The organism is Variovorax brevis, assembly GCF_030317105.1.
Classification (GTDB): domain Bacteria; phylum Pseudomonadota; class Gammaproteobacteria; order Burkholderiales; family Burkholderiaceae_C; genus Variovorax; species Variovorax brevis.
In genome coordinates, this window is the sequence record NZ_JASZYG010000002.1 from 830,671 (window position 1) to 855,665 (window position 24,995).

The following is a 24,995-nucleotide window of genomic DNA, read 5'->3' on the forward strand; positions in this document are numbered from 1 at the left end:
ATCCAACAACAACTTCTTGAACACGGAGAATATCGTGAGCAATAAAGGGCAGCTTTTGCAAGACCCATTCCTGAACACCCTGCGTCGTGAGCACGTACCGGTGTCGATCTATCTGGTCAACGGCATCAAGCTTCAAGGTCAGATCGAATCCTTCGACCAATACGTTGTTCTGCTTCGCAACACGGTGACGCAGATGGTCTACAAGCACGCAATTTCCACCATCGTGCCGGGACGCGCGGTCAACTTCTCGGCCAACGAGAGCGACGACGCGGCCGCTTGACCGGCACACACAGCGCGGCAGCGACCACTGCCGCGCTTTTTTGAACGGTCACAACCCGCTTGTCTGATCACATTCCCCGCCAGGACGGCGCCGCGATTCTTGTCGGCGTTGATTTTGGACTCCCACATTTCGACGGTGAGCTCGAAGAATTGGGCCTGCTCGCCCAGACTGCCGGACTCGAACCCGTTGCCCGTCTCAGTTGCAAGCGCAAGGCGCCCGACGCCGCACTCTTCGTGGGCAGCGGCAAGGCCGATGAAATCCGCGAACTGGCCGAGATGCATCGCGCGAGCGAAGTCATCTTCGACCAGGCGCTGAGTCCTGCCCAGCAGCGCAACCTCGAGCGCGCCATGGGGGTTGCCGTCTACGACCGCACCTTCCTCATTCTCGAGATCTTCGCCCAGCGGGCGCGCAGCCATGAAGGCAAGTTGCAGGTGGAACTGGCTCGCCTGCAATACCTCAGCACCCACCTCGTACGCCGCTGGTCCCATTTGGAGCGCCAGCGCGGCGGTATCGGCACGCGCGGCGGTCCGGGTGAAACGCAGATCGAACTGGACCGCCGGATGATCGGCGAGTCGATCAAGCGCACCCGCGAGCGGCTGGCCAAAGTGCAGCGCCAGCGCGGCACGCAGCGTCGCCGGCGCGAGCGGCGCGACACCTTCAACATCTCACTGGTGGGCTATACCAACGCCGGCAAGTCGTCGCTCTTCAACGCGCTGGTCAAGGCCCGCGCCTATGCCGCGGACAAGCTCTTCGCCACGCTGGACACCACCACGCGCCAGCTCTACCTCGGCGACGCGGCGCGCCAGGTGTCCATTTCCGACACGGTGGGTTTCATCCGCGACCTGCCGCACGGACTGGTCGACGCCTTCAAGGCGACCCTGCAAGAGGCTGTCGATGCTGACCTGCTGCTGCACGTGGTGGACGCCTCCAACCCGCACCACCCCGAGCAGATGGCCGAAGTGCAGGACGTGCTGCGCGAGATCGGCGCCGACACCATTCCGCAACTGCTGATCTTCAACAAGCTCGACGCCATCGACGAAGCCCAGCGCCCTGTGCGCCTCGAAGACGAGGTCGAGGTTGAAGGCGCGCAGGTTGGCCGCATCTTCCTCAGTGCCCGCAGTGGCGAAGGCTTGCCGGCCCTGCGTGCCGAACTGTCGCGTCGGGCAACTGTTGCAATGAACGCGACGATGTCCCCGATGGTCACGGCTGAATTGGATAGTGCGGCCCAGTGATTGGGCACAATCGGCGCCACTAGCAGAGATAAGAAAAGCCACCCGAATGAATGCAAAGCCACTGTGGAGACGGATTCCCGGCATGTTCAATCTGAACGATGGACGGTGGGGCCGTGGGGACGACCAGTCGTCCAACGGCGACCGTCCAACCGGAAATCGGCCCGATGCCGACCCGCCGCCTCCGGGCAACAACCGGCCGCGAGGGCAGGGTCCCAACCAGGGGCCGCCTGACCTGGACGAACTGTGGCGTGACTTCAACCGCAAGTTGGGCGGCCTGTTCGGCGGGCGCGGCGGCGGCAACAACCAGCCGCCCTCCAACGGCGGCAATGGTGGGGGCTTCAAGCCCGACATGAAGAACGCGGGCTTCGGCCTGGGTCTGGTCGCCGTCGTGGCGCTCCTCATCTGGCTGGGCACCGGCTTTTTCATCGTGCAGGAAGGCCAGCAGGCCGTCATCACGCAGTTCGGGCGCTACAAGACGACCGTGGGCGCCGGCTTCAATTGGCGCTTGCCGTACCCGATCCAGCGCCATGAACTGGTGTTCGTCACGCAGATCCGCTCGGCGGACGTAGGCCGCGACAGCATCGTGCGTTCCACGGGCCTGCGCGAGTCGGCCATGCTGACGGAAGACGAGAACATCGTCGAGATCAAGTTCGCCGTGCAATACCGGCTGAGCAATGCGCGCGACTGGCTCTACGAGAGCAAGGCGCCCGCCGACACGGTGATCCAGGTGGCCGAGACGGCCGTGCGCGAAGTCATCGGCAAGATGAAGATGGACGCCGCACTGGCCGAGGAGCGCGACCAGATCTCCCCGCGCGTTCGTGCGCTCATGCAAACCATCCTCGACCGCTACAAGGTGGGCGTCGAAGTCGTGGGCATCAACCTGCAGCAGGGCGGTGTTCGCCCGCCCGAGCAGGTCCAGGCTGCCTTTGACGATGTGCTCAAGGCCGGACAGGAGCGCGAACGCGCCAAGAACGAAGCCCAGGCCTACGCCAACGACGTCGTGCCCCGCGCCACGGGTGCCGCTTCGCGGCTGAAGGAAGAAGCCGAGGCCTACAAGGCGCGCATCGTCGCCCAGGCGCAAGGTGATGCGCAGCGCTTCGGCCAGGTGCTCACCGAATACCAGAAGGCGCCACAGGTGACACGCGACCGCATGTACACCGACGCCATGCAGCAGATCTACAGCAACACCACCAAGGTGCTGATCGACTCCAAACAGGGCTCCAATCTCTTGTACCTCCCCGTCGACAAGCTGATGCAACTGGCCAAGGAAGGCGCTGCGGCGTCCCCCGACGCCCCCACCGCCAGCGCGTCCGGCACGACGCCGCCGCCCATCGTGGTCCCCAGCACCAGTGACCCCGCCCGCAGCCGCGATGGCCGTTCGCGCGATCGCGACGTGCGCTGAGGAAAGACCGACATGAACAGAATCGGATTCATCGTTTCCTCCGTCCTCGTGGCGCTTGCGCTGCTGAGTTCCACGCTTTTCGTGGTCGACCAGCGCCAGTTCGGCGTGGTCTACGCCCTGGGCCAGATCAAGGAAGTCATCACCGAGCCTGGCTTGAACTTCAAGCTGCCGCCGCCGTTCCAGAATGTCTCGTACATCGACAAGCGCCTGCTGACGCTGGCCAGCCTCGACACCGAGCCGATGCTCACGGCGGAAAAGCAGCGCGTGGTGATCGACTGGTATGTACGCTGGCGCATCATCAACCCGACGGAATACATCCGGAACGTGGGGCTTGACGAGAACGCCGGCGCGAGCCAGCTCAATCGCGTGGTGCGCAATGCCTTCCAGGAGAACATCAACAAGCGCACGGTGCGCGACCTGATCTCCGTGCGTCGCGAGGCCCTGATGGCCGACGTGCAGCGCGAAGTGCTGGCCGTGGTCAAGGGCGCCAAGCCGTGGGGCGTTGACGTGATCGACGTGCGGATCACGCGCGTGGACTATGTCGAGGCCATCACCGAGTCGGTGTACCGCCGCATGGAAGCAGAGCGCAAGCGCGTGGCCAACGAGTTGCGTTCGACCGGTTTTGCCGAAGGCGAAAAGATCCGCGCCGACGCCGACCGCCAGCGTGAAGTGATCGTGGCCAACGCCTACCGCGACGCGCAGACCGTCAAGGGCACGGGCGACGCGCAAGCCGCAGCCGCCTACGGCGAGGCCTTCGGCCGCGATGCGCAGTTTGCGCAGTTCTATCGCAGCCTGGACGCCTACAGGCAGAGCTTCAACAAGAAGAGCGACGTGCTGGTCGTCGATCCTTCATCGTCGGACTTCTTCCGCTCGATGCACGGCTCGGGTTCGACCACCGCCGCCCCTCCGCGCCGCTGACGGGACAGGCACGAGCGTGAACGGCGATGTCTTCTGGAGCGCGTTGGCGCTGGTCTTTGTCATCGAAGGCCTGCTGCCATTCTTCTCGCCCCGGAACTGGCGGCGCGGATTCTCGCAACTGATGCAACTGCGCGACGGTCAGTTGCGCTTCTTTGGCCTGTGCAGCATCGGGGTGGGCCTGTTGCTGCTCTGGCTGTCCAGTTAACCGGGCTCGCCTTCAGGCCGCGCGCACTTCGTGTCGCGCGAAGCAAGGTGGAGCGCTGAAGCAGTGATCCGCCGGGTTGACCGGCAGAAGGCCTCGCGCGGGCCTGTAAAATCCACGTTTTATATCCCCCGGGACATTCGTTCCTCGCCTCCCATGTCTGCCTGGGTTCTCCCGGATCACATTGCCGATGTGCTGCCTTCCGAGGCGCGCCACATCGAAGAACTCCGACGTCATTTGCTCGATACGGCTCGCGGCTACGGCTACGAACTGGTGATGCCGCCGATGCTGGAGCATCTGGAATCGCTTCTGTCGGGCACCGGCGAAGCACTCGATCTCCAGACCTTCAAGCTGGTCGACCAGCTCTCCGGCCGCACGCTGGGGCTGCGCGCCGACACCACGCCGCAAGTGGCCCGCATCGATGCGCACCTGCTCAACCGCCAGGGCGTTGCACGCCTGTGCTATTGCGGCCCGGTGGTGCATACGCGCCCCGACCGCCCGCACGCCACGCGCGAGCCGCTGCAATTCGGCGCCGAGATCTACGGCCATGCCGGCCTGGAGGCCGACATCGAAGTCTTGCGCCTTGCGCAGGATTGCCTCGCTGCCGCCGGCATCGGCGAAGGCGCCATCGTCGACATGGCCGATGCGCGCATCGTGAGCGCCTTGCTCGCCGGTGCGACGAAGGATGCCGACGTCATTGGCCGCGTGCATGCGGCGCTGGCCGCCAAGGACGCGAGCGAGCTGCGCAGCATCACGCACGGCTTTCCATCGGATTCGCGCGAAGGCTTGCTCGCGCTCGTGCAGCTGTTCGGCGACGTATCGGTGCTCGACGAGGCGCAACAGGCGCTCGCCGGTGTCGATGGCGTGCTGCCTGCCCTCGCTGACCTGCGGATGCTCGCCAGGCATCTCGAAGGCGCACGCGTGAGCTTCGACCTGGCCGACCTGCGCGGCTACGCCTACTACAGCGGCATGCGCTTCGGCATCTACGTCGAAGGCGCTGCCGATGCGCTGGTGCGCGGCGGCCGCTATGACGAGGTCGGCGCCGTGTTCGGGCGCAACCGTCCGGCGGTCGGCTTCAGCCTGGACGTGCGCGAACTGGTCGGCGTGCTGCCGGCGCGTCCGCTGCGCGCCGCCATCCGTGCACCATGGCGCGATGCGGCGGGGCTGCGTTCGGCCATCGCCAAACTCCGCGGCCAGGGCGAAACCGTGGTCTGCGTGCTGCCGGGCCACGACAGCGAAATCGATGAATTCCATTGCGACCGCGAGCTCGTCGAGCAGGCCGGCCAATGGAGCGTGAAACCTATCTGATCAATTGGAACAACTATGAGCGTAACCACTGGAAGAAACGTGGTCGTCGTCGGGACCCAGTGGGGCGACGAAGGCAAGGGCAAGCTGGTTGACTGGCTGACGGAAAGCGCCCAGGGCGTGGTCCGCTTCCAGGGCGGCCACAACGCGGGCCACACTTTGGTCATCAACGGCGTGAAGACGGCGCTGCACCTGATCCCCAGCGGCATCATGCGTCCGGGCGTCAAGTGCTACATCGGCAATGGCGTCGTGCTCTCGGCGGCCAAGCTGTTCGAGGAAATCGAAGGGCTGGAGAAGGCTGGCGTCGAAGTGCGCTCGCGCCTTCGCATCAGCGAGGCGTGCCCGCTGATCCTGCCGTTCCACGCGGCGCTCGACATTGCGCGCGAGGCGTATCGCGAAAAGGGCGGCATCGAGAAGATCGGCACCACCGGCCGCGGCATTGGCCCCGCCTACGAAGACAAGATCGCCCGCCGTGCCCTGCGCGTGCAGGACCTGAAGCACCCCGAGCGCTTTGCCGCCAAGCTGCGCGTTTGCCTGGACCTGCACAACCACGTGCTGGTCGAAGTGCTGGGCGCCAAGCCGGTCGATTTCGACACGGTCTTCGAAGAGGCCATGCGCCATGCCGAGCTGCTCAAGCCGATGATGGCCGACGTTTCGCGCGAGCTGAACGAAGCCAATCGTCACGGCGCCAACCTGCTGTTCGAAGGCGCGCAAGGCACGCTGCTCGACGTGGACCACGGCACCTATCCCTACGTGACCTCCAGCAACTGCGTTGCGGGCAATGCGGCGGCGGGTTCGGGCGTGGGCCCGGGCATGCTGCACTACATCCTGGGCATCACGAAGGCGTACTGCACGCGCGTCGGTGGCGGCCCATTCCCGACGGAACTCGACTGGGCGACGCCCGGTACCGTCGGCTATCACCTGAGCACCGTGGGCGCCGAAAAGGGCGTGACGACCGGTCGCAGCCGCCGTTGCGGCTGGTTCGACGCGGCATTGCTCAAGCGCTCGGCGCAGGTCAACGGCCTGTCGGGCCTGTGCATCACCAAGCTGGACGTGCTCGACGGCATCAAGGAGCTTGAGCTGTGCACCGGCTACATGCTTGACGGCGAATACACCGACATCCTGCCGATGGGCGCGGACGAGATCGAGCGCTGCACGCCGGTCTACGAGAAGCTCGAAGGCTGGTCGGAAAGCACCGTGGGCGTCACGCAGTACGACAAGCTGCCCGTCAACGCGCGCCTGTACCTGCAGCGCATTGAACAGGTCACTGGCGTGCCCATCCACATGGTGTCCACCAGCCCGGATCGCGACCACACGATCATGATGCGCCACCCCTATCTGGCGGAATGATCCCGTCGCCCGCTTTTTTCCCATCCCCACGCCCGCGCAGAACTACACCTGGAGCCAAGCAAAAATGTTGACCGAAGACGGCAAGCACCTGTACGTCAGTTACGACGAGTACCACAACCTGATCGAAAAGCTGGCCATCAAGGTCCATCAGTCGGGCTGGGAGTTCGACACGATCCTGTGCCTTGCGCGCGGCGGCATGCGTCCGGGTGACGTGCTCTCGCGCATCTTCAACAAGCCGCTGGCCATCATGTCGACCAGTTCCTACCGCGCCGACGCCGGCACGATCCAGGGCCACCTCGACATCGCCCGCTACATCACCACGCCCAAGGGCGAGATTGCCGGCAAGGTGCTGCTGGTCGACGACCTGGCCGATTCGGGCCACACGTTGCACGCCGTGGTCGACATGCTGCGCAACAAGTACACGCCCATCACCGAACTGCGCAGCGCGGTGATCTGGACGAAGGCGCTGTCGACCTTCGAGCCGGACTACTCGGTGGAATTCCTGGCAACCAACCCGTGGATCCACCAGCCCTTCGAGGGGTACGACTCGCTCGGCGCTGAAAAGTTGATCGAGAAGTGGTCAGTCTGACCTGACTACTTGGGCTGATCTGAACAGCCCGGATCGGCGTCATAGCGCTTTTGCATTTCATCGGTCGACACATCCTCGATGTGATGACCGATGTTCCAGCGATGGCCGAAGGGGTCGAAGAAGCTGCCTGAGCGCTCGCCATAGAACTGGTCCGCCAGCGGCATGTGGATCGTCGCACCGGCCTCCAGCGCCTTTGCGACCACCGCGTCGGCGTCGTCCACATGCAGGTGAATGGTGACGGGCGTCGCGCCGATCGACTTCGGACTGCGAATGCCGTACTCCGCAAATTCCTCGCTGATCATCAGGGTCGCGCCGCCGAAATCCATCTCGACGTGGCCGACGCGGCCGCCCGGCTCGGTGAGCCGGAACTTCTCCGTCATGCCGAAGACGCGCGTGTAGAAATCGACGGCGGCGTTGGCGTCGTGCACGCAGATGTAGGGGAACATTTCACGGGTGGCCATGCGGTTGCCTCATTTCAAAGAAGAAGACGGACAGGCGCCAATTTTCTGCCGCCGCGCGGCGCATGTCTTGAAGGAAATTGAAGTGCGTCTTCAGCGCGGCACGTGGCGCGCCGACGTCGGTGCCGCACGTCGCCAGGCCTGCGGCGCCATGCCCGCCAACTCGCCGAACTCGCGCGTCAGGTGCGACTGGTCGCTGAATCCCGCCTCCGCGGCGATGTCGGCCCAGCTGCGCAGAGGATCGCTGCCGGCAAGATCGAGCACCCGATCCAGCCGCCGCACGCGCGCATACGCCTTGGGCGTGAGGCCGGTCGCCCCGCGAAAGAGGGTGATGAAACGCCGATGGCTGTAGCCGCTGCGCGCCGCGAGTTCGCCAATGCCGGCGTCGCCCCACGTCAACGCCTGCAAGGCCTGTGCGATGGCCGGATGCAAGCCGTGGATGCGGGAGGCGAGCGCCTCGGTCAGCAGGGCTTCCAGCACATCGAGCTGATCGGCGAGTCCTCCTGCGGCGTGCAGGCGCTCGAGAGCGAAGCCGGCACGGCGTCCCCAGAGCAATTCAAGGGGTGTGTGGCGGCCGGCCAGCACGTCCTCGGGTGCGCCCAGCAGCGCCAGTGCTGCACCGGGCCGAAGCTGTGCACCGACCGAGCACGCCGGTTGCGACACGTCTCGCACATAGAAGGCCGAGCGGGCACCGCCGACGATGGCGTAGCCAATGCTTTCGCCCCCGTCGTCGGTCGCGCTCGCGAACACGCGCAAGGGCGGGCCGGACAGCCGAAAGACCAGGTGCATGTAGCCCGTGGGCAGCACATGTTCTCGTGCGACGGGTGTGGCCGGCTGCCCGCCGGCGGGCGCACTCGCCCACATCTGCTGAACGTAGGGCCGCAGAAGCGGCGAGGGCGCACGCGTCAACAGCGTCGGTGGACGCAAGACAGACAGGTCGTCTTGTCGCATCCCCGCATTGTGATCCCGCGGGCCGCGATAGCATCGCATCATGAGCAAGCCATCGACCGACCTGATTCACCATCCCTACAAGCCGCCTGAGCACTTCCAGGCACCCCAGCCGGGGGTCTACAAGGCCTCCACGGTCTTCTTCAAGGACGTGGCCGCCATGCGCGCGCGGGACTGGAAGACGAAGGTCGGCTACACCTACGGCCTGCACGGCACGCCCACCACCTTCACGCTGGAGGAGCGGCTGGCGGCGCTGGAGGGCGGCAGCGAATGCTTGCTGGTGCCAAGCGGACTGGCGGCGATTTCGCTGGTGTGCTTTGCCTTGCTCAAGACGGGCGACGAAGTGCTGATTCCCGACAACGCCTACGGCCCCAACAAGGCGCTGGCGGCCGGCGAGCTGGCCAACTTCGGCATCACGCACCGGCTCTACGACGCGATGAATCCACAGGACCTGGCTGCCAAGCTTTCCGAACGCACGCGGCTCGTGTGGCTCGAGGCGGCAGGCTCCGTGACGATGGAGTTCCCCGACCTGCCCGCGCTCGCGCGCCTGTGCCGCGACGCCGGCGTGTTCAGCGCGCTGGACAACACCTGGGGCGCGGGCCTGGCCTTCAATCCCTTCGACCTCGAAGGCGACGGCGAGGGGGTGGACGTCTCGGTGCATGCCCTCACCAAGTACCCCAGCGGCGGCGGCGACGTGCTCATGGGCAGTGTGGTCTCCCGCGACCCGGCGCTGCACATCAAGCTCAAGCTCACGCACATGCGCATCGGTTTCGGCATCGGCGTGGACGACGTCCAGGTGGTGATGCGTTCCTTGCCCAGCATGGCGCTGCGCTACCGTGCACACGACCAGTCGGCGCGGGTGCTCGCGCGCTGGCTCGCCAACCGCGAGGAAATCGCGCAGGTCCTGCATCCGGCCATCGAAGGCTCACCCGGCCATGAAAACTGGCGTGCGCTTTGCGGTGGCACCGACCTCGCGGCCGGCCTTTTCTCGGTGGTCTTCGATGAGCGCTACAGCACCGCGCAGGTCGATCGATTCTGCGATGCCTTGCAACTTTTTCGGCTCGGTTACTCATGGGGCGGCCCCATCAGCCTCGTCGTGCCTTATGACATCGGATTGATGCGCGATGCCAAGGTGGCGCGCTGGCCGCACAAGGGCACGCTGGTGCGCTTTTCGGTCGGACTGGAGGCGGTCGAAGACCTGCAGGCGGACCTCGAACGCGCGCTGGCTGCGCTCTGAAAGGCCCGGGTTATCGCGTACATTCGACCCATCGCCGTCACATTGACGGGACTGTTCAAGGAGAAACAGTGGCAACACCGAACTACGGTTATGAAAAGCGCCAAAAGGAGCTTGCCAAGAAGAAGAAGAAGGAAGAAAAGCTCCGGGCCAAGGCCGACCGCAAACTCAATCCGGGTGGCGATGGACTGGAGCCGGGAGATCCGGAAACCGATGTGGCCTCGCTTGAACACGATCCGCCCATCGCACCCGAACTGCCCACCAAGAGCGGCTGAGCGCAATCCCTCGCAAAAAGAAAGCAAGCCACTGTCCGATGGACTCGGACGGTGGCTTTTTTCTTTGGCGCAGCGCCTTACTTGAGCAGCTTTTGCAACTCCGGCCAGACGTTGTCGAGCATCCGTGCCTGCGCGGCGGCCGTGGGGTGGATGCGATCGGCCTGGAAGAGGCTCGCCGCGTCCGGCGCGTCCGCAACGCCCTTCAGCAGGAAGGGCACGAGCGCCGCCTTGGTGCTGGACGCGACCTGGGCGAACATCGCCTCGAAGCGGCGCGTGTAGTCGGAGCCATAGTTCGGCGGCACCTGGATGCCGACGATCAGCACCTTGGCACCGGCCGCCTGTGCTGCACGCGTCATCTGCGTGAGGTTCTCCTGCGTGCCTTGCAGCGGAAGGCCGCGCAGCGCGTCATTGGCGCCGAGTTCGAGCACCACGTGGGTCGGCTTTTCCTGCGCGAGCAGCGCGCCCAACCGGGCACGGCCCCCCGAACTGGTGTCGCCGCTGATACTGGCATTGACGACCGTCGCGGGAATCTTCTGTTCCGCGATGCGCCTTTGCATCAGGGGCACCCAGCCGTCGCCGCGCTTGAGGCCATACTCGGCGCTGAGCGAGTCGCCAACCACCAGGATGACCGCGCGCTTGCCGCTGCCCGTCTGGGCTTGCGCACTCGCCCAGTACCCTGCCGTGCCGGCGAGCGTGCCGGCCAAGATAAAGTCACGGCGATTCACCACGCCAAAGCCATTCATGTCCCAAAACCCTTCTGTAGGTCAGTCCCAAGCAATTGTTGCCGTCGAGCACGTGTTCAAGTCCGTCTCGGACTCGACCGGCACACTGGACATTCTGCAGGACATTGACTTCACGCTGGGCGCGCGGCAAACGGCCGCCATCGTGGGCGCCTCGGGATCGGGCAAGAGCACGCTGCTGTCGATCATCGCCGGGCTGGACACGCCCACGCGCGGCACCGTCCGGCTGGCGGGCCAGGACATCTTTGCGATCGACGAGGACGAGCGGGCCGCCTTGCGGGCGCAGAAGGTCGGCTTCGTGTTCCAGAGCTTCCAGTTGCTGGGCAATCTCACGGCGCTCGAGAACGTGATGCTTCCGCTGGAACTGGCCAACCGCAAGGACGCGCGCAAGGCCGCCGCGGAGATGCTCTCGCGCGTGGGCCTGGGCCAGCGGCTGGGCCATTACCCCAAGGTGCTTTCGGGTGGCGAACAGCAGCGCGTGGCGCTGGCCCGTGCCTTCGTCGTGCAGCCCGCACTGTTGCTCGCCGACGAGCCCACGGGGAGCCTTGACTTCGCGACCGGCGAGCAGGTCATGCGGCTCATGTTCGACCTCAACCGCGAACTGGGCACCACGCTCGTGCTGGTGACGCACGACCGCGGCATTGCGGATCGCTGTGAGCACCGCATCACGATCGAGGCGGGGCGCGTCAAGGCGGGGGACGAGATCGGCGTCTGAGGGAAGGGTGAAGGCCGTGCGCAGGAGGCGCGCGGTGCCCCCATCCCGACCTTCCCCCGGGAGGGGAAGGAGGAAGGCAGAGTTGCCGCAAGTCCGGCCGTGTCGGGCGAGGCTCGATAATCGCTGGATGTCTTCCCCCAAAGTGATCTTCGGCTTTCATGCCGTGGGTGTGCGCATCAAGACCGCACCCAAATCGGTGATCGAAGTGCTCTTCGACGCCAGCCGCCGCGATGCGCGAATGAAGCAGTTCGTGGCGAAGGCGCAAGACGCCGGTGTTCGCCTCATCGAAGCCGACGGTGCGCGCCTGTCCAAGCTCAGCGGCAGCCACGGACACCAGGGCGTCGCGGCCCGCGTGGAGCCGATCCCGCAGACTCATTCGCTGGACGAGTTGCTCGAGACGCTGGAAGCGGCGGGCACCGTGCCGCTGTTGCTGGTTCTCGACGGCGTTACCGATCCACACAACTTGGGCGCCTGCCTGCGCGTGGCCGACGGTGCCGGCGCGCATGCGGTCATCGCCCCCAAGGACCACGCTGCCGGCATCAACGCCACAGTGGCGAAGGTCGCCAGCGGTGCGGCCGAGACGGTGCCGTACTTCATGGTGACCAACCTTGCGCGCACCCTGGGCGAACTCAAGGAGCGCAACATCTGGTGCGTCGGCACCAGTGACGACGCGCCGGGCACGCTGTATCAAAGTGACCTCAAGCGCCCGGTCGCCCTTGTGCTGGGCGCGGAAGGCGCGGGCATGCGCCAGCTCACGCGCAAGAGCTGCGACGAACTCATCAGCATTCCGATGGCGGGCGCGGTGGAGAGCCTGAACGTTTCCGTGGCCAGCGGCGTGTGCCTGTACGAAGCGCTGCGTCAGCGCACGTCCGTCAAAGCAGCGTAAAGAAGCGCATCACCACCTGCGCCGGATGGCGCACGCCGACCCCGACGAACATGCGCTCGCAAATCCAGCGCAAGGACTCGGATGAGGTCTCGAAGCTCGGACTGCAACGGAAGTAGATGCTGGCGGGGTCCACCGCCTCGCCGCGCAGCAGCCTGGCCATGACCTGCGCGGGCGCGGCGCGCACGGCCCGGTTCTGCACAAAGATCAGATCGCCAGCATCGGTTTCCAGCCCGTATCGGGCGTCGAGTTCGGACAACGTGTCGCTCACGATGAGCTGGAAGTCGCTTCCCCCCGGCAAGACGCGCGCCGTCCAGCCATGCCCTTGCGCGCTGCCGCCGAGGATGGGCACCACGCGCCGCAGCCCCCGCGTGGATCGACCCAGCACCTGCGGCGCTGCCACGTCAACCTGCAGGTCGGCAAAGTGCTCCAGGCCAGGAGCGGCGAGGGGATCGAATGCGCTGGTCGACATGGTGCCGTTGCCTACTTCGTCTCGGCGCTGGCCGCGTCGAGCGCGGCGATGGTTCCCGCGTCGAGGTTCAGCTGCGCGGCGGCGGTGAGTTCGTTCAACTGCGCAATCGAGGTGGCGCTGGCAATGGGCGCCGTAATCGAAGGCCGCGCGATCTGCCATGCGATGGCGATCTGGCCGGGCGCGAAGCCGTATTGCCGTGCCGCCTTGTCCAGTGCATCGAGGATCCTCAGCCCGCGCGGGTTGAGGTACTTCTTCGTCGTGTTCGCGCCGCGGGCGCTCTTGCTGGCGTCCGCTTCGGTGCGGTACTTGCCGGTCAGGAAACCTGCGGCGAGCGCATAGAAGTTGATCACGCCGACGCCGCGCTTCACGCACAGCGGCTCGAGTTCGTCCTCGAACACGGCGCGGTCATAGAGGTTGTAGAGGGGCTGCAGGCTTTCATAGCGCGGCAGGCCGGCGCGCTCGGCCACGTCGAGCGCTTCGGCCAGGCGTGGCGCGCTGTAGTTGGACGCGCCGATGGCACGCACCTTGCCGACCTTGATGAGTTCCGCAAATGCGCCGAGCGTGTCCTCCAGCGGTGTGTCGGCGTCATCGTCGTGCGATTGATAGAGGTCGATGTGGTCCGTCTTGAGCCGGCGCAGCGACGCGTCCACCGCTTCGCGGATGTAGGCGGGTGACAGGCCGACTTTCTTCTCGCCCATCGGCTTGCCGACCTTCGTGGCCAGCACCACGCGGTTGCGTTTGCCGGTCTGGCGCAGCCACTTGCCGATGATCGTTTCCGACTCGCCACCGACGTGGCCCGGAACCCAGCTGGAATAGACGTCGGCCGTGTCGACGAAGTTGAACCCCGCATCGAGCCACGCGTCGAGCAGGCGGAACGACATCGCCTCGTCCACCGTCCAGCCGAACACGTTGCCACCGAAGGCCAGGGGAGACACTTGAAGGCCGGAGCGGCCAAGGGGACGAAGGTTCATGGAAAGTTTCCTCGCAAGTTGAAATTCAGACGATGCCGAGCGCGCCGAGCAGGGCGCCTGCCCCCAGCAGCCACAAAAGGTGCACGCGCGTGCGCCAGACGATGAAAGCCGACACGGCCGTCAGCAGCCACAGATGCCATGCGGGCGCACCCGCGTCGTGGTTGCCCGTGGCGAGCACCCAGCCCGTGGCAACCAGCAGCCCGATCACGATCGGCGCCATGCCTTGCTTGAAGGCACGCACGCCGCGCCGGTCGCGGTTGCGGTGGCCCCAGCGCGTGGCGACGTAAGTGAGGGTGGTGCTCGGCAGCATGATGCCGAACATGGTCACGGCGAGGCCGAACAGCCCCAGGGGCCAGGCGCTCATGCCCGCCGCCACGCCGCCACCGGCATTGATGCCCACGTTCCAGCCCATCAGCGCGACGAAGAGAACGTTGGGTCCGGGCGCTGCCTGCGCGATGGCGACGGAAGAGCTGAACTGCGCATCCGTCAGCCATCCATGCTGGGCCACCAGATAGCGGTGCATGTCAGGCACCGTCGTGATTGCGCCGCTGATGGAAAGCAGCGAAAGAAACATGTACTGGCCAAAGAGGCCCAGCCAGTCGGACCAGTGCAGCGTGATGCTCATGGCGCAATCTTTCGCCAGGTCCAGACGCAGGACACACCGCCAAACGCAACCAGCACCCAGACCAGTGGCCAATGCAGGAAGGCAATCACGGAGAACACCAGTGCCATGAAGACAAGGCAGGTGCGCAATCCCAGTGGATGCCGGGCCAGTTGGGGAATCAGTTTGATGCCCGTTGCCGCAATCAGCCCGCCGGCCACGGCGCCCATGCCGCGCAGAGCCCCTGCCACTTGCGGATGCCCCGCGTACTGTGCGTACACCAACGCCAGCACGAGGATGACGACCAGCGGCACGGCGAGCATTCCGCCGACCGCCGCGATCGCGCCACGCAGGCCGAAATAGCGGTCCCCCAGCATCAGCGCGAGGTTGATCACGTTGGGGCCGGGCAGCACCTGTGCCACGGCCCAGTCTTCAAGAAATTCGTCTGGCGTGAGCCAGCGCTTCTTTTCGACCATCTCGCGCTGCACGACCGCGAGCACGCCGCCAAAGCCCTGCAAGGCAAGCCAGGTGAATGAAACAAACAGGTCGCGCGGGGATTCGGGTCGGGGGTGGTCGATGGGCGGCGTTGCGCCGGAAGGGGCCGAATGCATTGGCGCCATTATCGGATCGATGGAAATTTCTTGCGTGCGACTTCCGCCCTTCTGCGGGGCGCAAATCGAAAGCCATGGCTTCCGTGAACCCCTCCGCGCTCGGGCCCCAACGGGTGACATTTGCGAGCGAATCTCCTTCGAAAAGTCTTCCTAGAATGCGCGGCCGCTTGAAATCGTCAAGCGGATTTTTGACTCACATAAAACATGGTTCAGGGAAATGAATAGCACTTTGAAAAAACTGTCTGCCGAGTTTCTCGGTACGTTCTGGCTCACCTTTGGTGGCTGCGGTAGCGCGGTACTTGCCGCGGCCTTTCCGGAGTTGGGCATCGGCTTTGCCGGCGTGTCGCTCGCTTTCGGTCTCACGGTCGTGACGGGCGCCTACGCTTTCGGCCCCATCTCGGGTGGCCACTTCAACCCCGCGGTGTCTGTGGGGCTCATGTTGGGTGGCCGCTTCAGGGCTGCCGAGCTTCCAGGTTATGTGGTGTCGCAGGTCCTGGGTGCCATGGCTGCTGCCGGCGTGCTCTACCTGATCGCGACGGGCAAGCCCGGCGCTGAAATCGGCGGCTTCGCGACCAACGGCTACGACGCGTTCTCGCCCGGCAAGTTCAGCATGAAGGCTGCACTGATCACCGAAATCGTCCTGACGGCCGTCTTCATCATCGTGATCCTCGGTTCCACGGCCAAGCGCGCAGCGGGCGGCTTCGGTGGGCTGGCCATCGGCCTGTGCCTGACGCTGATCCACCTGGTCTCCATTCCGGTCACCAACACCTCCGTGAATCCGGCTCGCAGCACGGGTCCCGCACTGTTCGCCACGAACCCTGAAGCGATGGGTCAACTGTGGTTGTTCTGGGTGGCCCCGATCGTGGGCGCCATCCTCGGCGCGATCATCTACCGCGCTTTCCTGTCCGACAACGACTGATCGAAGGCTTCAAGCGGATCGGGCCGGTCATGATGTCCAATGGACGTCATGACCAAGACGACTCGATCTGAAAGTGGCATCGATTCCGCGCGGCGCGCTGCCATGCGCGCCGCGGACAAGGCCCTGGTCCTGCAAGGTGGCGGGGCGCTCGGGGCTTATCAAGCAGGTGTCTACGCCGCCTGGTGTGAAACGCAAAAGCCCCCGCAATGGGTGGCTGGCGTTTCGATCGGTGCCATCAACGCTGCACTGATCGCCGGCAATGCGCCGGACAAGCGGGTCGAACGGCTCCGCGAATTCTGGAACCTGGTTTCTTCCGGCATTGCGCAACGCGTGCCGACGTGGATGGGTGACCGCGCCGCGCTCAACCAGTGGAGCGCCACCATGACCTCGCTCTTTGGCATCCCCGGATTCTTCAAGCCGCGGCCCACGCCGGAGTTGCTGCTCGGTGTGGCCGCGCACGTGTCCAGCGTGTACGACAGCGCGCCGCTTCGGCAAACGCTGGAGCGACTGGTCGATTTCGATCGGCTCAACAACGGCGTGACGCGCGTGAGTGTCGGCGCCGTCAACGTCCGCACTGGCAACTCGGTCTACTTCGACAACACGCAGCAGAAGCTCGGGCCCGAACACATCATGGCGTCGGGCGCCTTGCCGCCGGGCCTGCCGGCCGTGAGCATCGAGGGCGAAGACTATTGGGACGGCGGCATCGTCTCGAACACGCCGCTGCAATACGTGCTGGACAAGCAACCGCGCACCGAGGCACTGGTGGTGTTGCAGGTCGACCTCTTCAGCGCGAAGGGCCTCATGCCCACGACGCTCGGTGAAGTGCTGGAGCGCCAGAAAGACATCACCTATTCAAGCCGGACGCGCATGAACACCGACGCGCTGGCCGCCAACCTGAACCTGCAGCAGGCCCTTGCCGATCTCATCGCCAAGCTGCCCGCCGCTCTGCGCAACGACGCCAGCGTGGCGCAGGTGCAGGCGCACCTGACGCACCAACCGATCGATATCTTCCACCTCATTTATCGCGACAAGCCCTACGAGCTGGAATCGAAAGACTATGAGTTCTCACGCGCCGCCGTCGAAGAGCATTGGGAGGCGGGTGTTCGGGACTTGCGCGCGACGATGGCGCACCCCGACCGGCTCAAGGGCAACGTGCCGATCCACGGTGTGACGACTTACGACCTGAGTGAGGCGGGCATTGGGCGTGTTCGGCATCCGATGGGCGATCCGACATCGACGGCGCGGGCCGTGGTCGCGGCAGGGAACAAGGCTAAAGCTTGAGCGACCAAGTTTCGCCCACCAACTTCTGGCCGAATCCCTCGTAGGGCTCGGACTTGTCGAGCTTGAACCCGCGCGCCGCATAGATGCCGCGTGCGGCGGCCAGGCAACTGTTGGTCCAGAGCATGATCTTCTTGTAGCCCTTGCTGCGCGCGAAGGCGATGCATTCGTCGGTCAGGCGAGCGCCCAGGCCCATGCCGCGGGCGGCCGGCGTGAGCAAGAGCATGCGCAATTGCGCGATGCCGGCCGACTTGCGCACCAGGAACACGGCGCCGACCCGTTCGCCGTCCAGTTCAGCCACCCAGCATTTCTCCCACGCGGGCTGGAAGTCGCGCATGAATTTGGCCGCGATGTCGGCGACCAGCGCTTCGAACTCGCTGTTCCAGCCGTACTCGCGTGCGTAGATCTCGCCGTGCTGCTGCACGACCCAGCCGATGTCGCCGGGCGCGGGATCGCGCAGCACCACGGTGCGGGTGCGCGCCTTGTCGGACGGCGCGGCGTCGAGCAGCGATTGCACCGTTTGCATCGCCTCCACCAAGCGGTGCCGATCGGCGACGGACAGGCGTGCGAGCAGTGCCGAAGCCTCATCGCGCGATTGCTGCTGCAGCGGTTCGAAAACCGCGCGTCCGGCCGGCGTCAATGTGACCACGCTCTGGCGGCCGTCGGTCGCGCGGGCGGCGCGCGTGATCCAGCCGGAGGATTCGAAGCGGCGCAGGATGCGGCTCATGTAGCCGCCATCGAGTCCGAGGTCTTTCGCGATCTCGCTGGCGACGGGTTCCGCGCGATGCGCCAGTTCGTAAAGCACACGCACTTCGGTGAGCGACAGGTCGCTGCCCAGATAGGGGTCGAGTGCGCCGATCTGGCGGGTATAGAAGCGATTGAACTGCCGCACGGCCTTCACGGCGGCGGCATCTGGCAGGGGTGGGGCAATGCTCATGCATGCTATTGTCAAGCAAATTGATTGACTAAGGCAAGTAATTGGACGAATTGGCTTGCCAACGTCAACCGCCGGTTTGCTACACGGGGTCGTTCGTGCAGACCGCGAACCACCCGCACGCAAGTAAAACGGATGGGCACCGCCCGCCACCGGAGAGCCCGCAAACATGACAGGACTCCGGTAAAACCCTAAAATGCCCGGTTGCCCGTTGTGGGCCCACATGGCGTTGCATTGCGCCAACCCTCGCAATTCAATGAACGCCCCTGTCGACGTCTCCTTTTTTCATCGCGCTGCCAAGCCGCTGACCAGCTACCGCAAGTACTGGGCGGCTCGCTTCGGCACGGCCAAATTCCTTCCGACCTCGCGCAAGGAGATGGAAACCCTCGGCTGGGACAGCTGCGACATCATCGTGGTCACCGGCGACGCCTACGTCGACCATCCCAGCTTCGGCATGGCCGTCATCGGCCGCATGCTGGAGGCGCAAGGCTTTCGGGTCGGCATCATTGCGCAGCCCGACTGGCAGAGTGCCGATCCCTTCAAGGTGCTGGGCAAGCCGAACCTGTTCTTCGGCGTGACGTCGGGCAACATGGATTCGATGATCAACCGCTACACCGCGGACCGGAAGATCCGCAGCGACGACGCGTACACGCCCGGCGACGTCGGCGGCAAGCGGCCCGACCGTGCGGCCATCGTTTATTCGCAGCGTTGCCGCGAAGCGTGGAGCGACGTGCCCATCGTGCTCGGCGGCATCGAAGGCTCGCTGCGCCGCATCGCGCACTACGACTACTGGCAGGACAAGGTCCGCCGTTCGATCGTGGTCGATTCCAAGTGCGACCTGCTGCTGTACGGCAATGCCGAGCGGGCCATCGTCGAAGTGGCGCATCGCCTGGCGGCGCGCGAGCCGATCCAGCAGATCACCGACGTTCGCGGCACGGCATTCGTGCGGCGAGAAACGCCGGAGGCCTGGTTCGAGATCAATTCGACCAGCGTGGATGAACCGGGCCGCGTCGAAGCGCATGTGAATCCGTATTTGATGGTGTCGGACCAGGCGAAGGCGAATGGCGCGACGTGTGCGAAGGAAGAGGAAGCGGAAGCCGTCGCCAAGGCCGCCGAGTCCCGGTCTTCACTCCCTCTCCCTCCGGGAGAGGGCAGGGGTGAGGGCACGCAGCCTCTGATATTCGTGCCGAATCCCAATTTGAAGGCGCGGAGCCCTCACCCCAACCCTCTCCCGCTTGCGGGAGAGGGGGCGACAGCCCAGGCAGAGGGGGCAGCAGCCCAGGCAGAGGGGGCAGCACCCAAGGCAGTCGGCGCAACAACGGCCGACGCGCGCATCAAGGTCCCGCCGCGTGACCGCTCGGTGATCCGCCTGCCCTCGTACGAGCAGGTGCGGTCCGACCCCGTGCTCTACGCCCACGCCAACCGCGTCCTGCACCTTGAAACCAACCCCGGCAACGCCCGCGCCCTGGTGCAAGCCCACGGCGAAGGCACGACCGCGCGCGACGTCTGGATCAACCCGCCGCCCATCCCGCTGACCACGGCCGAGATGGACTACGTGTTCGACCTGCCCTACGCCCGCAGCCCGCATCCCCGCTACGCCGACGAGAACGGCAGCCACGACCACGCGACCAAGATCCCCGCGTGGGAAATGATCCGCTTCAGCGTGAACATCATGCGCGGCTGCTTTGGCGGCTGCACCTTCTGCTCCATCACCGAGCACGAAGGCCGCATCATCCAGAGCCGCTCCGAGGATTCGATCATCAAGGAGGTCGAGGCGATCCGCGATTCGGTCAAGGGCTTCACCGGCACCATCTCCGACCTCGGCGGCCCGACGGCCAACATGTACCGCATCGGCTGCAAGTCGCCCGCCATCGAGTCGGCCTGCCGCAAGCCCAGTTGCGTGTACCCGGGCATCTGCCCGAACCTCAACACCAACCACGATCCGCTCATCAAGATCTACCGCCGGGCACGTGCCCTCAAGGGCGTCAAGAAGATCCTGATCGGCTCCGGCCTGCGCTACGACCTGGCGGTGCAATCGCCCGAGTACGTGAAGGAACTGGTGCAGCATCACGTCGGCGGCTACCTCAAGATCGCGCCCGAGCACACCGAGCAGGGGCCGCTCACGAAGATGATGAAGCCGGGCATCGGCAGCTATGACAAGTTCAAGCAGATGTTCGAGAAGTACTCGGCCGAGGCGGGCAAGAAGCAGTACCTCATTCCGTACTTCATCGCCGCGCATCCGGGCACGAGCGACGAAGACATGATGAACCTCGCCATCTGGCTGAAGAAGAACGGTTTCCGTGCCGACCAGGTGCAAACCTTCTATCCTTCGCCCATGGCGACCGCGACCGCGATGTACCACACGAACAAGAACCCGCTGCGCAAGATCACGCGCGACAGCGAGACGGTGGACATCGTGCGCGGCGAAAAGCGCCGGCGCCTGCACAAGGCCTTCCTGCGCTACCACGACGCCAACAACTGGCCGCTGCTGCGCGAAGCGCTCAAGGCCATGGGCCGCGCCGACCTGATTGGCAACGGCAAGCACCACCTGATCCCGACCTGGCAGCCGCTGACCGATGGCAGCTACCAGAGCGCGCGCCGCAAGAACTCCAGCGCTGCGGCCGAGACCGTGCGCTCGACGCCTGTCACCAAAGGCCGCCTGCTGACGCAGCACACCGGCCTGCCGCCGCGCGACAACGGGTCGGGACCCGCCGCACGTCCGAGGCCCAGCGCCAAGCCGTCGGTGCGCAAGGCGCGATAGGTACATAGCCACTCCGCGAGCACACGTGACACGCCGGCCTCCGCAATCGCGTCTTGTGTGGTTGCGTTGGCTGTTCACGCTGTGCCTGGCCGCCGCGAGCACGGCCGTCCTGAGCGCGCCAAGCCCCAAGGCCGAAGCGCTGCTCAAGCAACACAAGGCGATGCAGGCCAAGCTGGCGAACAACCCCTTCGGCCGCCCCATCCTCGTGGATTCCGCCGAGTTGGCCGACGGCTTGCGTGGCGACGTCTACGCCGTCATCAACCACTCGCTCGACGACGTCGTCGAAGCCTTGTCGGTCCCGGCGAACTGGTGCGACATGATGCTGCTGCACATCGACAACCGGCAGTGCGTGCTGTCCAAGTCGGATGGCGGGCAGCACAAGCTGTCGCTCAGCGTGGTGCGGAACTACGACCAGCCTGTGGAAGATGCCTTTGTGCTTCCGCTGGAGTTTCGCGTCAACGCGGCCACGCCGGACTATTTCGCGGTGGAGTTGCGTTCAGCGGAGGGGCCGTTGGGCACGAGCAACCATTTCGTGCTGCTCGAAGCGGTGTCCATCCAGCCGGCGCAGACCTTCCTTCACTTCAGTTATTCGTACGACCACAACATGGTTGCGCGCATGGCAACACAGGCTTACCTCGCAACATTTGGCAGCCACAAGGTCGGCTTCACCGTCGTCGGAAAAGATGCGAAGGGCGCACCCGACTACATCCGCGGCCTGCGCGGGCTGGTCGAGCGCAATGCGGTGCGCTACTTCCTGACTGCCGACGCATACCTCGACGCCATGCACGCGCCGCCCCTGCGGCAGGCCGACCAGCGCTTCGAGCGCTGGTATGCCTCGGCCGAGCGTTATCCGCGACAGCTGCACGAGGTCGACTTCGAGACCTACCGCGAGCTCAAGCGCGCGGACCGACTGCGAAATGCCTCCTCACATTAGGGGAGGAAACGTGCCGTTTAAGGTTTTGTTAGGGATCCGGTAAGCAATTCTTAGCGGCGCGTTCAAGACCCGATTTCTAGACTTCCTTCCGTGGCCTGTGAACTGGCTGATCGGGTCACATGGCAGATGAGCGCATGGGGCGCCCGTCGCCACTGACGGTAATCAAGGAAGTGACATCATGAAGAACGACTCCCGCGAGCTGCAGCAAGTCCAGAGTGCCGCCGCGAGCGCGGCCATGCCGCGTGTTGACCTGTACGTCGGCATCCACAAGGCGCTGCGCGCGCTGATGGCCGACACGCTGACCGCCGTCGGGCGCATGGACGTGGACGATGCGCTCGAACTGGCGCAGACCACGCAGCGCCTGCTGCAACTGCTCGACTTCTGCCGCTCGCACCTCACGCACGAAAACGAATTCATCCACACCGCGCTGGAAGCCCGCGCACCGGGCGCGAGCGGCGTGATTGCGCACGAGCACGAAGAGCATGAGCAAGAGATCGACGCGCTGGCCCGCGCCACGTCGGTGGTCCTGAAAGCCGACCCGACGACGCGCGCCGCCGACGCGCTGGCGCTTTATCGCCGGCTGTCGCTCTTCATCGCGCACAACTTCGAGCACATGCATGTGGAAGAGACGGCGCACAACGCCGTGCTGTGGGCGCGCTACACCGATGCCGAACTCATCGACCTACACAACCGGCTGGTGGCATCGATCCCGCCGGAGGAGATGATGTTCGCGATCCGCTGGATCGTGCCTTTCATGAACCCGGCCGAACGCACGCTGATGCTGTCGGACATCCAGGCGCACGCGCCGCCGCCGGCCTTTGCCGCCATCCTCGACGTGGTTCGCCCGCACCTGAGCGGACGCGAATGGAGCAAGCTGGTGGCGAGCCTGGGAATACCGACCGGCGCCAAGCCGGATCTGGAACAGTTGCAGGGTTGCTGAGTTGCCGAAACGTGCCGTGCCTTCTTGCGCGAGCCCTTTTCAGTGCACGCGCAGGAAGGGCGTCAAGGCCGGCGCTTCGGCCGTCTTGAGGGTGAAGAAATTCGCGAGGCCCAAGTCGTCAGGCACCGTTTCGACGATTTGCTCCAGGTACGGGGCGCAGGCGACGGAACGCCGGGCCAAGCGGCGCTTGCGGCGCTCCTTGATCTCCTCGCAGCGCCGGCGAAGCAACTCGATCACCCGGGCTTCCGCTGTGAGCAGGCGCGTGCGGGCGTGGAGCCATGGCGCGAAATCGGCGCCGGTGGGCCACGACTTGGGCGGCTGAAGCGCCCAGAAATCCTTGCTGCGGCGGTTGAGCCCGACGTAGGCAATCTTGTCCGCCAGATAAGCGGATTCGAGGGCGCGAACAGCCTGCTTGAATTCTTCTCGCAATGAAGTCATTTCGGCAATTCCTCTATGCAGGTCGCAATTATGGATGTTGCAATGCGTTACCGCACGACAAATCAATGACTTTTCAGAGGGAAATTGCAGGATTTGCGTCGAGTTAAATCCTTCGGCTTAAATGCAATTGGCGGTGCTGCCGCCAGCGAGCCAGAGCCAATAAATCCTAAGACTTAATTCCGGCTCAGGCAGCGATTTCAGCGAGGTTCAAGGGCCGGTCAACGCGCAACCGGAAGCGCCCGCGCCCTGTCTTCTCGATGCGGATGTAGGGGCTGTTTTCCACCAGCCGGCGCTGCAGCAGCACCAACCGCGCCTCCAGGTTGTCCGCCACGTCGGGCAGGCGAATGGCCGGGTCCAGCCGCAATTCACGGTTGCTGAATTCGCACCGACCCAATTGCGTGAATTCGCGCAGCAGCTTCCAGAAGATGGCGCCCGCCACGCCTTTAATTAAATAGTTCTCATCGATAAATACGCTGTCATTTGCACCAAAATGGCGCAATAACAATGGCGCGCCGCCGGCAACGGGTGGCGGCAATGGTGCGGGCTCGGTGCTTTCATTTGCAGTCACCTCCGCCGTCGCCAATGCGGCCGACGGGGACGGCGCCGGTTCCGCAGCGGCTTGCAGCAGGTCGAGGGCCGCACCAAGGTGGCCCGCCATCGCAACCAGCACGTCCTCGTCCTCGAAGCCAAAGCGCAAGTCCTGCGGGCTCTCGACGAACAGCACGCCCATCACGCGGCCGGCCGAGACGATGGGCACCGCCAGCTGGCTGTGCGGCTCGGCCAGGCCCGGAAAGGGAATGTCCGTCTCCAGCAGCAAACCCGGTTCGATCTCCAGCATGCTGGTGCGCACCGCGTGGCTGTAGCTGGCCGCGTTGGTCATGTGGCTGATGCGCACCGGCGTGCATTCGCGCGCGGCCACGCCGATCACGCCGTGGCCCATCTCGATTTCCGAGCCCACGCCCGAGGTGGAGTAGCCGCAACTGGCCACCGTGTAGAGCCGCTGCGTGGACGTGTCCAGCATCAGGATCATCGCGTGGCGCACGTCGAGGTGATCGCTCAGCACCGCCAGCGTTGCCTGCAGCAACTCGTCGGTGCCGCTGCATTTCGCGAGCCTCACGGCCGACTCGCGCAAAGCTGCCAGCAGCCCGGTGCGCGGGGGCGGCGCCGGGAGCAGGCCGTCGGCCGGCACGCTGTCGATGGCCTGCACCTCGTACACGTCGGAGCCCAGCAGGCGAAACACGCTCGCCATGCCGGAGTGCGAGGCAATGCCCGCGAGTTGCGCCTTCATGCCTTCGAACAGGGCGCCGGTCGTTTCGGTGCGCAGGTAGCGCAGATGCAGCCGGTAGAAGGCGGCAGTGGCGGGGTGCATCACCAGCACGGTGCCGAAGGGGTTGGCCAGTATGTTCTGGCGCGTCTTGTTGAAGAACTGGTAGGACAGGGCCACATGCCGCTCGTCCACGTAGAACACCTGCGAGATGTAGGCCACGTTGGGCGTGCCGTCGGCCGCACAGGTGGCCATCATGGCCGGCACCGCGCCTTCGAGACAGGCGCGGATGGCGTGAAGCGTCGTGGAGAAGGTGGGCGGTGTCATCCGTTCGCGCTTCG

27 protein-coding genes are annotated in these 24,995 nt (G+C 65.2%); 17 read left to right on the forward strand and 10 right to left on the reverse strand.

Annotation, left to right across the window (positions count from 1 at the left end; all coding sequences use genetic code 11):
- The first annotated feature begins 34 nt into the window (after nucleotides 1–34).
- From hfq to QTI66_RS08485, 8 genes are all read left to right on the forward strand, one after another.
- Complete coding sequence (gene hfq / locus QTI66_RS08450) at nucleotides 35–280, forward strand: RNA chaperone Hfq (RefSeq protein WP_093378535.1); 246 nt, start codon at nucleotides 35–37, stop codon at nucleotides 278–280.
- Nucleotides 281–339: 59 nt separating this feature from the next.
- A complete protein-coding gene (hflX, locus tag QTI66_RS08455; RefSeq protein WP_286558871.1) occupies nucleotides 340–1,512 on the forward strand; it encodes a GTPase HflX in 1,173 nt (390 codons plus the stop codon).
- A gap of 82 nt (nucleotides 1,513–1,594) precedes the next feature.
- The gene (gene hflK / locus QTI66_RS08460; protein WP_286558873.1) at nucleotides 1,595–2,914 is read left to right on the forward strand and encodes an FtsH protease activity modulator HflK; all 1,320 of its coding nucleotides are present in this window, start codon (nucleotides 1,595–1,597) and stop codon (nucleotides 2,912–2,914) included.
- Nucleotides 2,915–2,926: 12 nt separating this feature from the next.
- Nucleotides 2,927–3,832 carry a protease modulator HflC gene (hflC, locus tag QTI66_RS08465; protein WP_286558874.1) on the forward strand — a complete coding sequence of 302 codons (906 nt, stop codon included), beginning with the start codon at nucleotides 2,927–2,929 and terminating at the stop codon, nucleotides 3,830–3,832.
- Between the two features lie 16 nt (nucleotides 3,833–3,848).
- On the forward strand, nucleotides 3,849–4,037 hold the full coding sequence (locus QTI66_RS08470; RefSeq protein WP_286558876.1) for a DUF2065 domain-containing protein: 189 nt from the start codon (nucleotides 3,849–3,851) through the stop codon (nucleotides 4,035–4,037).
- 153 nt (nucleotides 4,038–4,190) lie between these two features.
- Nucleotides 4,191–5,342: an ATP phosphoribosyltransferase regulatory subunit gene (locus tag QTI66_RS08475; protein ID WP_286558877.1), complete on the forward strand. Its 1,152-nt coding sequence runs from the start codon at nucleotides 4,191–4,193 to the stop codon at nucleotides 5,340–5,342.
- Nucleotides 5,343–5,357: 15 nt separating this feature from the next.
- Nucleotides 5,358–6,689 carry an adenylosuccinate synthase gene (locus tag QTI66_RS08480; protein ID WP_286558879.1) on the forward strand — a complete coding sequence of 444 codons (1,332 nt, stop codon included), beginning with the start codon at nucleotides 5,358–5,360 and terminating at the stop codon, nucleotides 6,687–6,689.
- A gap of 64 nt (nucleotides 6,690–6,753) precedes the next feature.
- Nucleotides 6,754–7,278: a phosphoribosyltransferase gene (locus tag QTI66_RS08485; RefSeq protein ID WP_286558881.1), complete on the forward strand. Its 525-nt coding sequence runs from the start codon at nucleotides 6,754–6,756 to the stop codon at nucleotides 7,276–7,278.
- Nucleotides 7,279–7,283: 5 nt separating this feature from the next.
- Here QTI66_RS08485 and QTI66_RS08490 read toward each other — a convergent pair whose 3' ends face one another.
- Both QTI66_RS08490 and QTI66_RS08495 read right to left on the reverse strand, forming a co-directional pair.
- Entirely contained in the window at nucleotides 7,284–7,739 is a 456-nt protein-coding gene (locus tag QTI66_RS08490; protein WP_286558882.1) for a VOC family protein, read from the reverse strand.
- A gap of 90 nt (nucleotides 7,740–7,829) precedes the next feature.
- Complete coding sequence (locus tag QTI66_RS08495) at nucleotides 7,830–8,687, reverse strand: helix-turn-helix domain-containing protein (RefSeq protein ID WP_286558884.1); 858 nt, start codon at nucleotides 8,685–8,687, stop codon at nucleotides 7,830–7,832.
- A gap of 40 nt (nucleotides 8,688–8,727) precedes the next feature.
- On the opposite strand from QTI66_RS08495, the gene QTI66_RS08500 reads away from it, so the two are divergent.
- Complete coding sequence (locus QTI66_RS08500; RefSeq protein WP_286558885.1) at nucleotides 8,728–9,921, forward strand: PLP-dependent transferase; 1,194 nt, start codon at nucleotides 8,728–8,730, stop codon at nucleotides 9,919–9,921.
- 68 nt (nucleotides 9,922–9,989) lie between these two features.
- Complete coding sequence (locus tag QTI66_RS08505; protein WP_286558887.1) at nucleotides 9,990–10,193, forward strand: hypothetical protein; 204 nt, start codon at nucleotides 9,990–9,992, stop codon at nucleotides 10,191–10,193.
- 77 nt (nucleotides 10,194–10,270) lie between these two features.
- Here QTI66_RS08505 and QTI66_RS08510 read toward each other — a convergent pair whose 3' ends face one another.
- The gene (locus QTI66_RS08510) at nucleotides 10,271–10,936 is read right to left on the reverse strand and encodes an arylesterase (protein WP_286558888.1); all 666 of its coding nucleotides are present in this window, start codon (nucleotides 10,934–10,936) and stop codon (nucleotides 10,271–10,273) included.
- On the opposite strand from QTI66_RS08510, the gene QTI66_RS08515 reads away from it, so the two are divergent.
- Together QTI66_RS08515 and rlmB are read left to right on the forward strand one after the other, a co-directional pair.
- Nucleotides 10,935–11,648 (forward strand): ABC transporter ATP-binding protein, encoded by a 714-nt coding sequence (locus tag QTI66_RS08515; RefSeq protein ID WP_286558889.1) that lies wholly within the window; start codon nucleotides 10,935–10,937, stop codon nucleotides 11,646–11,648. The genes QTI66_RS08510 and QTI66_RS08515 overlap by 2 nt on opposite strands.
- Before the next feature lie 127 nt (nucleotides 11,649–11,775).
- Entirely contained in the window at nucleotides 11,776–12,534 is a 759-nt protein-coding gene (gene rlmB / locus QTI66_RS08520) for a 23S rRNA (guanosine(2251)-2'-O)-methyltransferase RlmB (protein WP_286558891.1), read from the forward strand.
- Here rlmB and QTI66_RS08525 read toward each other — a convergent pair.
- From QTI66_RS08525 to QTI66_RS08540, 4 genes are read right to left on the reverse strand one after another with little or no spacing between them, the layout of a single operon-like run.
- The gene (locus tag QTI66_RS08525) at nucleotides 12,521–13,003 is read right to left on the reverse strand and encodes a DUF3237 domain-containing protein (protein ID WP_286558892.1); all 483 of its coding nucleotides are present in this window, start codon (nucleotides 13,001–13,003) and stop codon (nucleotides 12,521–12,523) included. The two genes, rlmB and QTI66_RS08525, sit on opposite strands and share 14 nt — an antisense overlap.
- 11 nt (nucleotides 13,004–13,014) lie before the next feature.
- Nucleotides 13,015–13,974: an aldo/keto reductase gene (locus QTI66_RS08530; protein WP_286558894.1), complete on the reverse strand. Its 960-nt coding sequence runs from the start codon at nucleotides 13,972–13,974 to the stop codon at nucleotides 13,015–13,017.
- Nucleotides 13,975–13,999: 25 nt separating this feature from the next.
- Nucleotides 14,000–14,599: a chromate transporter gene (locus tag QTI66_RS08535; RefSeq protein ID WP_286558897.1), complete on the reverse strand. Its 600-nt coding sequence runs from the start codon at nucleotides 14,597–14,599 to the stop codon at nucleotides 14,000–14,002.
- On the reverse strand, nucleotides 14,596–15,186 hold the full coding sequence (locus QTI66_RS08540; RefSeq protein ID WP_286558898.1) for a chromate transporter: 591 nt from the start codon (nucleotides 15,184–15,186) through the stop codon (nucleotides 14,596–14,598). Before QTI66_RS08540 ends, QTI66_RS08535 begins: the two co-directional genes overlap by 4 nt.
- Before the next feature lie 217 nt (nucleotides 15,187–15,403).
- On the opposite strand from QTI66_RS08540, the gene aqpZ reads away from it, so the two are divergent.
- A complete protein-coding gene (gene aqpZ / locus QTI66_RS08545) occupies nucleotides 15,404–16,105 on the forward strand; it encodes an aquaporin Z (protein ID WP_286558899.1) in 702 nt (233 codons plus the stop codon).
- A 48-nt stretch (nucleotides 16,106–16,153) separates the two neighbouring features.
- Nucleotides 16,154–17,386: a patatin-like phospholipase family protein gene (locus QTI66_RS08550; protein ID WP_286558900.1), complete on the forward strand. Its 1,233-nt coding sequence runs from the start codon at nucleotides 16,154–16,156 to the stop codon at nucleotides 17,384–17,386.
- Here the strand turns inward: QTI66_RS08550 and QTI66_RS08555 are convergent.
- Nucleotides 17,376–18,320: a bifunctional helix-turn-helix transcriptional regulator/GNAT family N-acetyltransferase gene (locus tag QTI66_RS08555; RefSeq protein ID WP_286558901.1), complete on the reverse strand. Its 945-nt coding sequence runs from the start codon at nucleotides 18,318–18,320 to the stop codon at nucleotides 17,376–17,378. The two genes, QTI66_RS08550 and QTI66_RS08555, sit on opposite strands and share 11 nt — an antisense overlap.
- Nucleotides 18,321–18,573: 253 nt before the next feature.
- On the opposite strand from QTI66_RS08555, the gene QTI66_RS08560 reads away from it, so the two are divergent.
- From QTI66_RS08560 to QTI66_RS08570, 3 genes are all read left to right on the forward strand, one after another.
- The gene (locus QTI66_RS08560; protein WP_286558903.1) at nucleotides 18,574–21,078 is read left to right on the forward strand and encodes a YgiQ family radical SAM protein; all 2,505 of its coding nucleotides are present in this window, start codon (nucleotides 18,574–18,576) and stop codon (nucleotides 21,076–21,078) included.
- A gap of 25 nt (nucleotides 21,079–21,103) precedes the next feature.
- Entirely contained in the window at nucleotides 21,104–22,012 is a 909-nt protein-coding gene (locus tag QTI66_RS08565) for a hypothetical protein (RefSeq protein WP_286558905.1), read from the forward strand.
- Between the two features lie 178 nt (nucleotides 22,013–22,190).
- On the forward strand, nucleotides 22,191–22,952 hold the full coding sequence (locus QTI66_RS08570) for a hemerythrin domain-containing protein (RefSeq protein WP_286558906.1): 762 nt from the start codon (nucleotides 22,191–22,193) through the stop codon (nucleotides 22,950–22,952).
- Between the two features lie 39 nt (nucleotides 22,953–22,991).
- On the opposite strand, the gene QTI66_RS08575 is transcribed toward QTI66_RS08570, so the two are convergent.
- Together QTI66_RS08575 and QTI66_RS08580 are read right to left on the reverse strand one after the other, a co-directional pair.
- Entirely contained in the window at nucleotides 22,992–23,390 is a 399-nt protein-coding gene (locus QTI66_RS08575) for a hypothetical protein (protein ID WP_286558908.1), read from the reverse strand.
- Nucleotides 23,391–23,574: 184 nt separating this feature from the next.
- Nucleotides 23,575–24,981 (reverse strand): GAF domain-containing protein, encoded by a 1,407-nt coding sequence (locus QTI66_RS08580; protein ID WP_286558909.1) that lies wholly within the window; start codon nucleotides 24,979–24,981, stop codon nucleotides 23,575–23,577.
- Nucleotides 24,982–24,995: the final 14 nt, after the last annotated feature.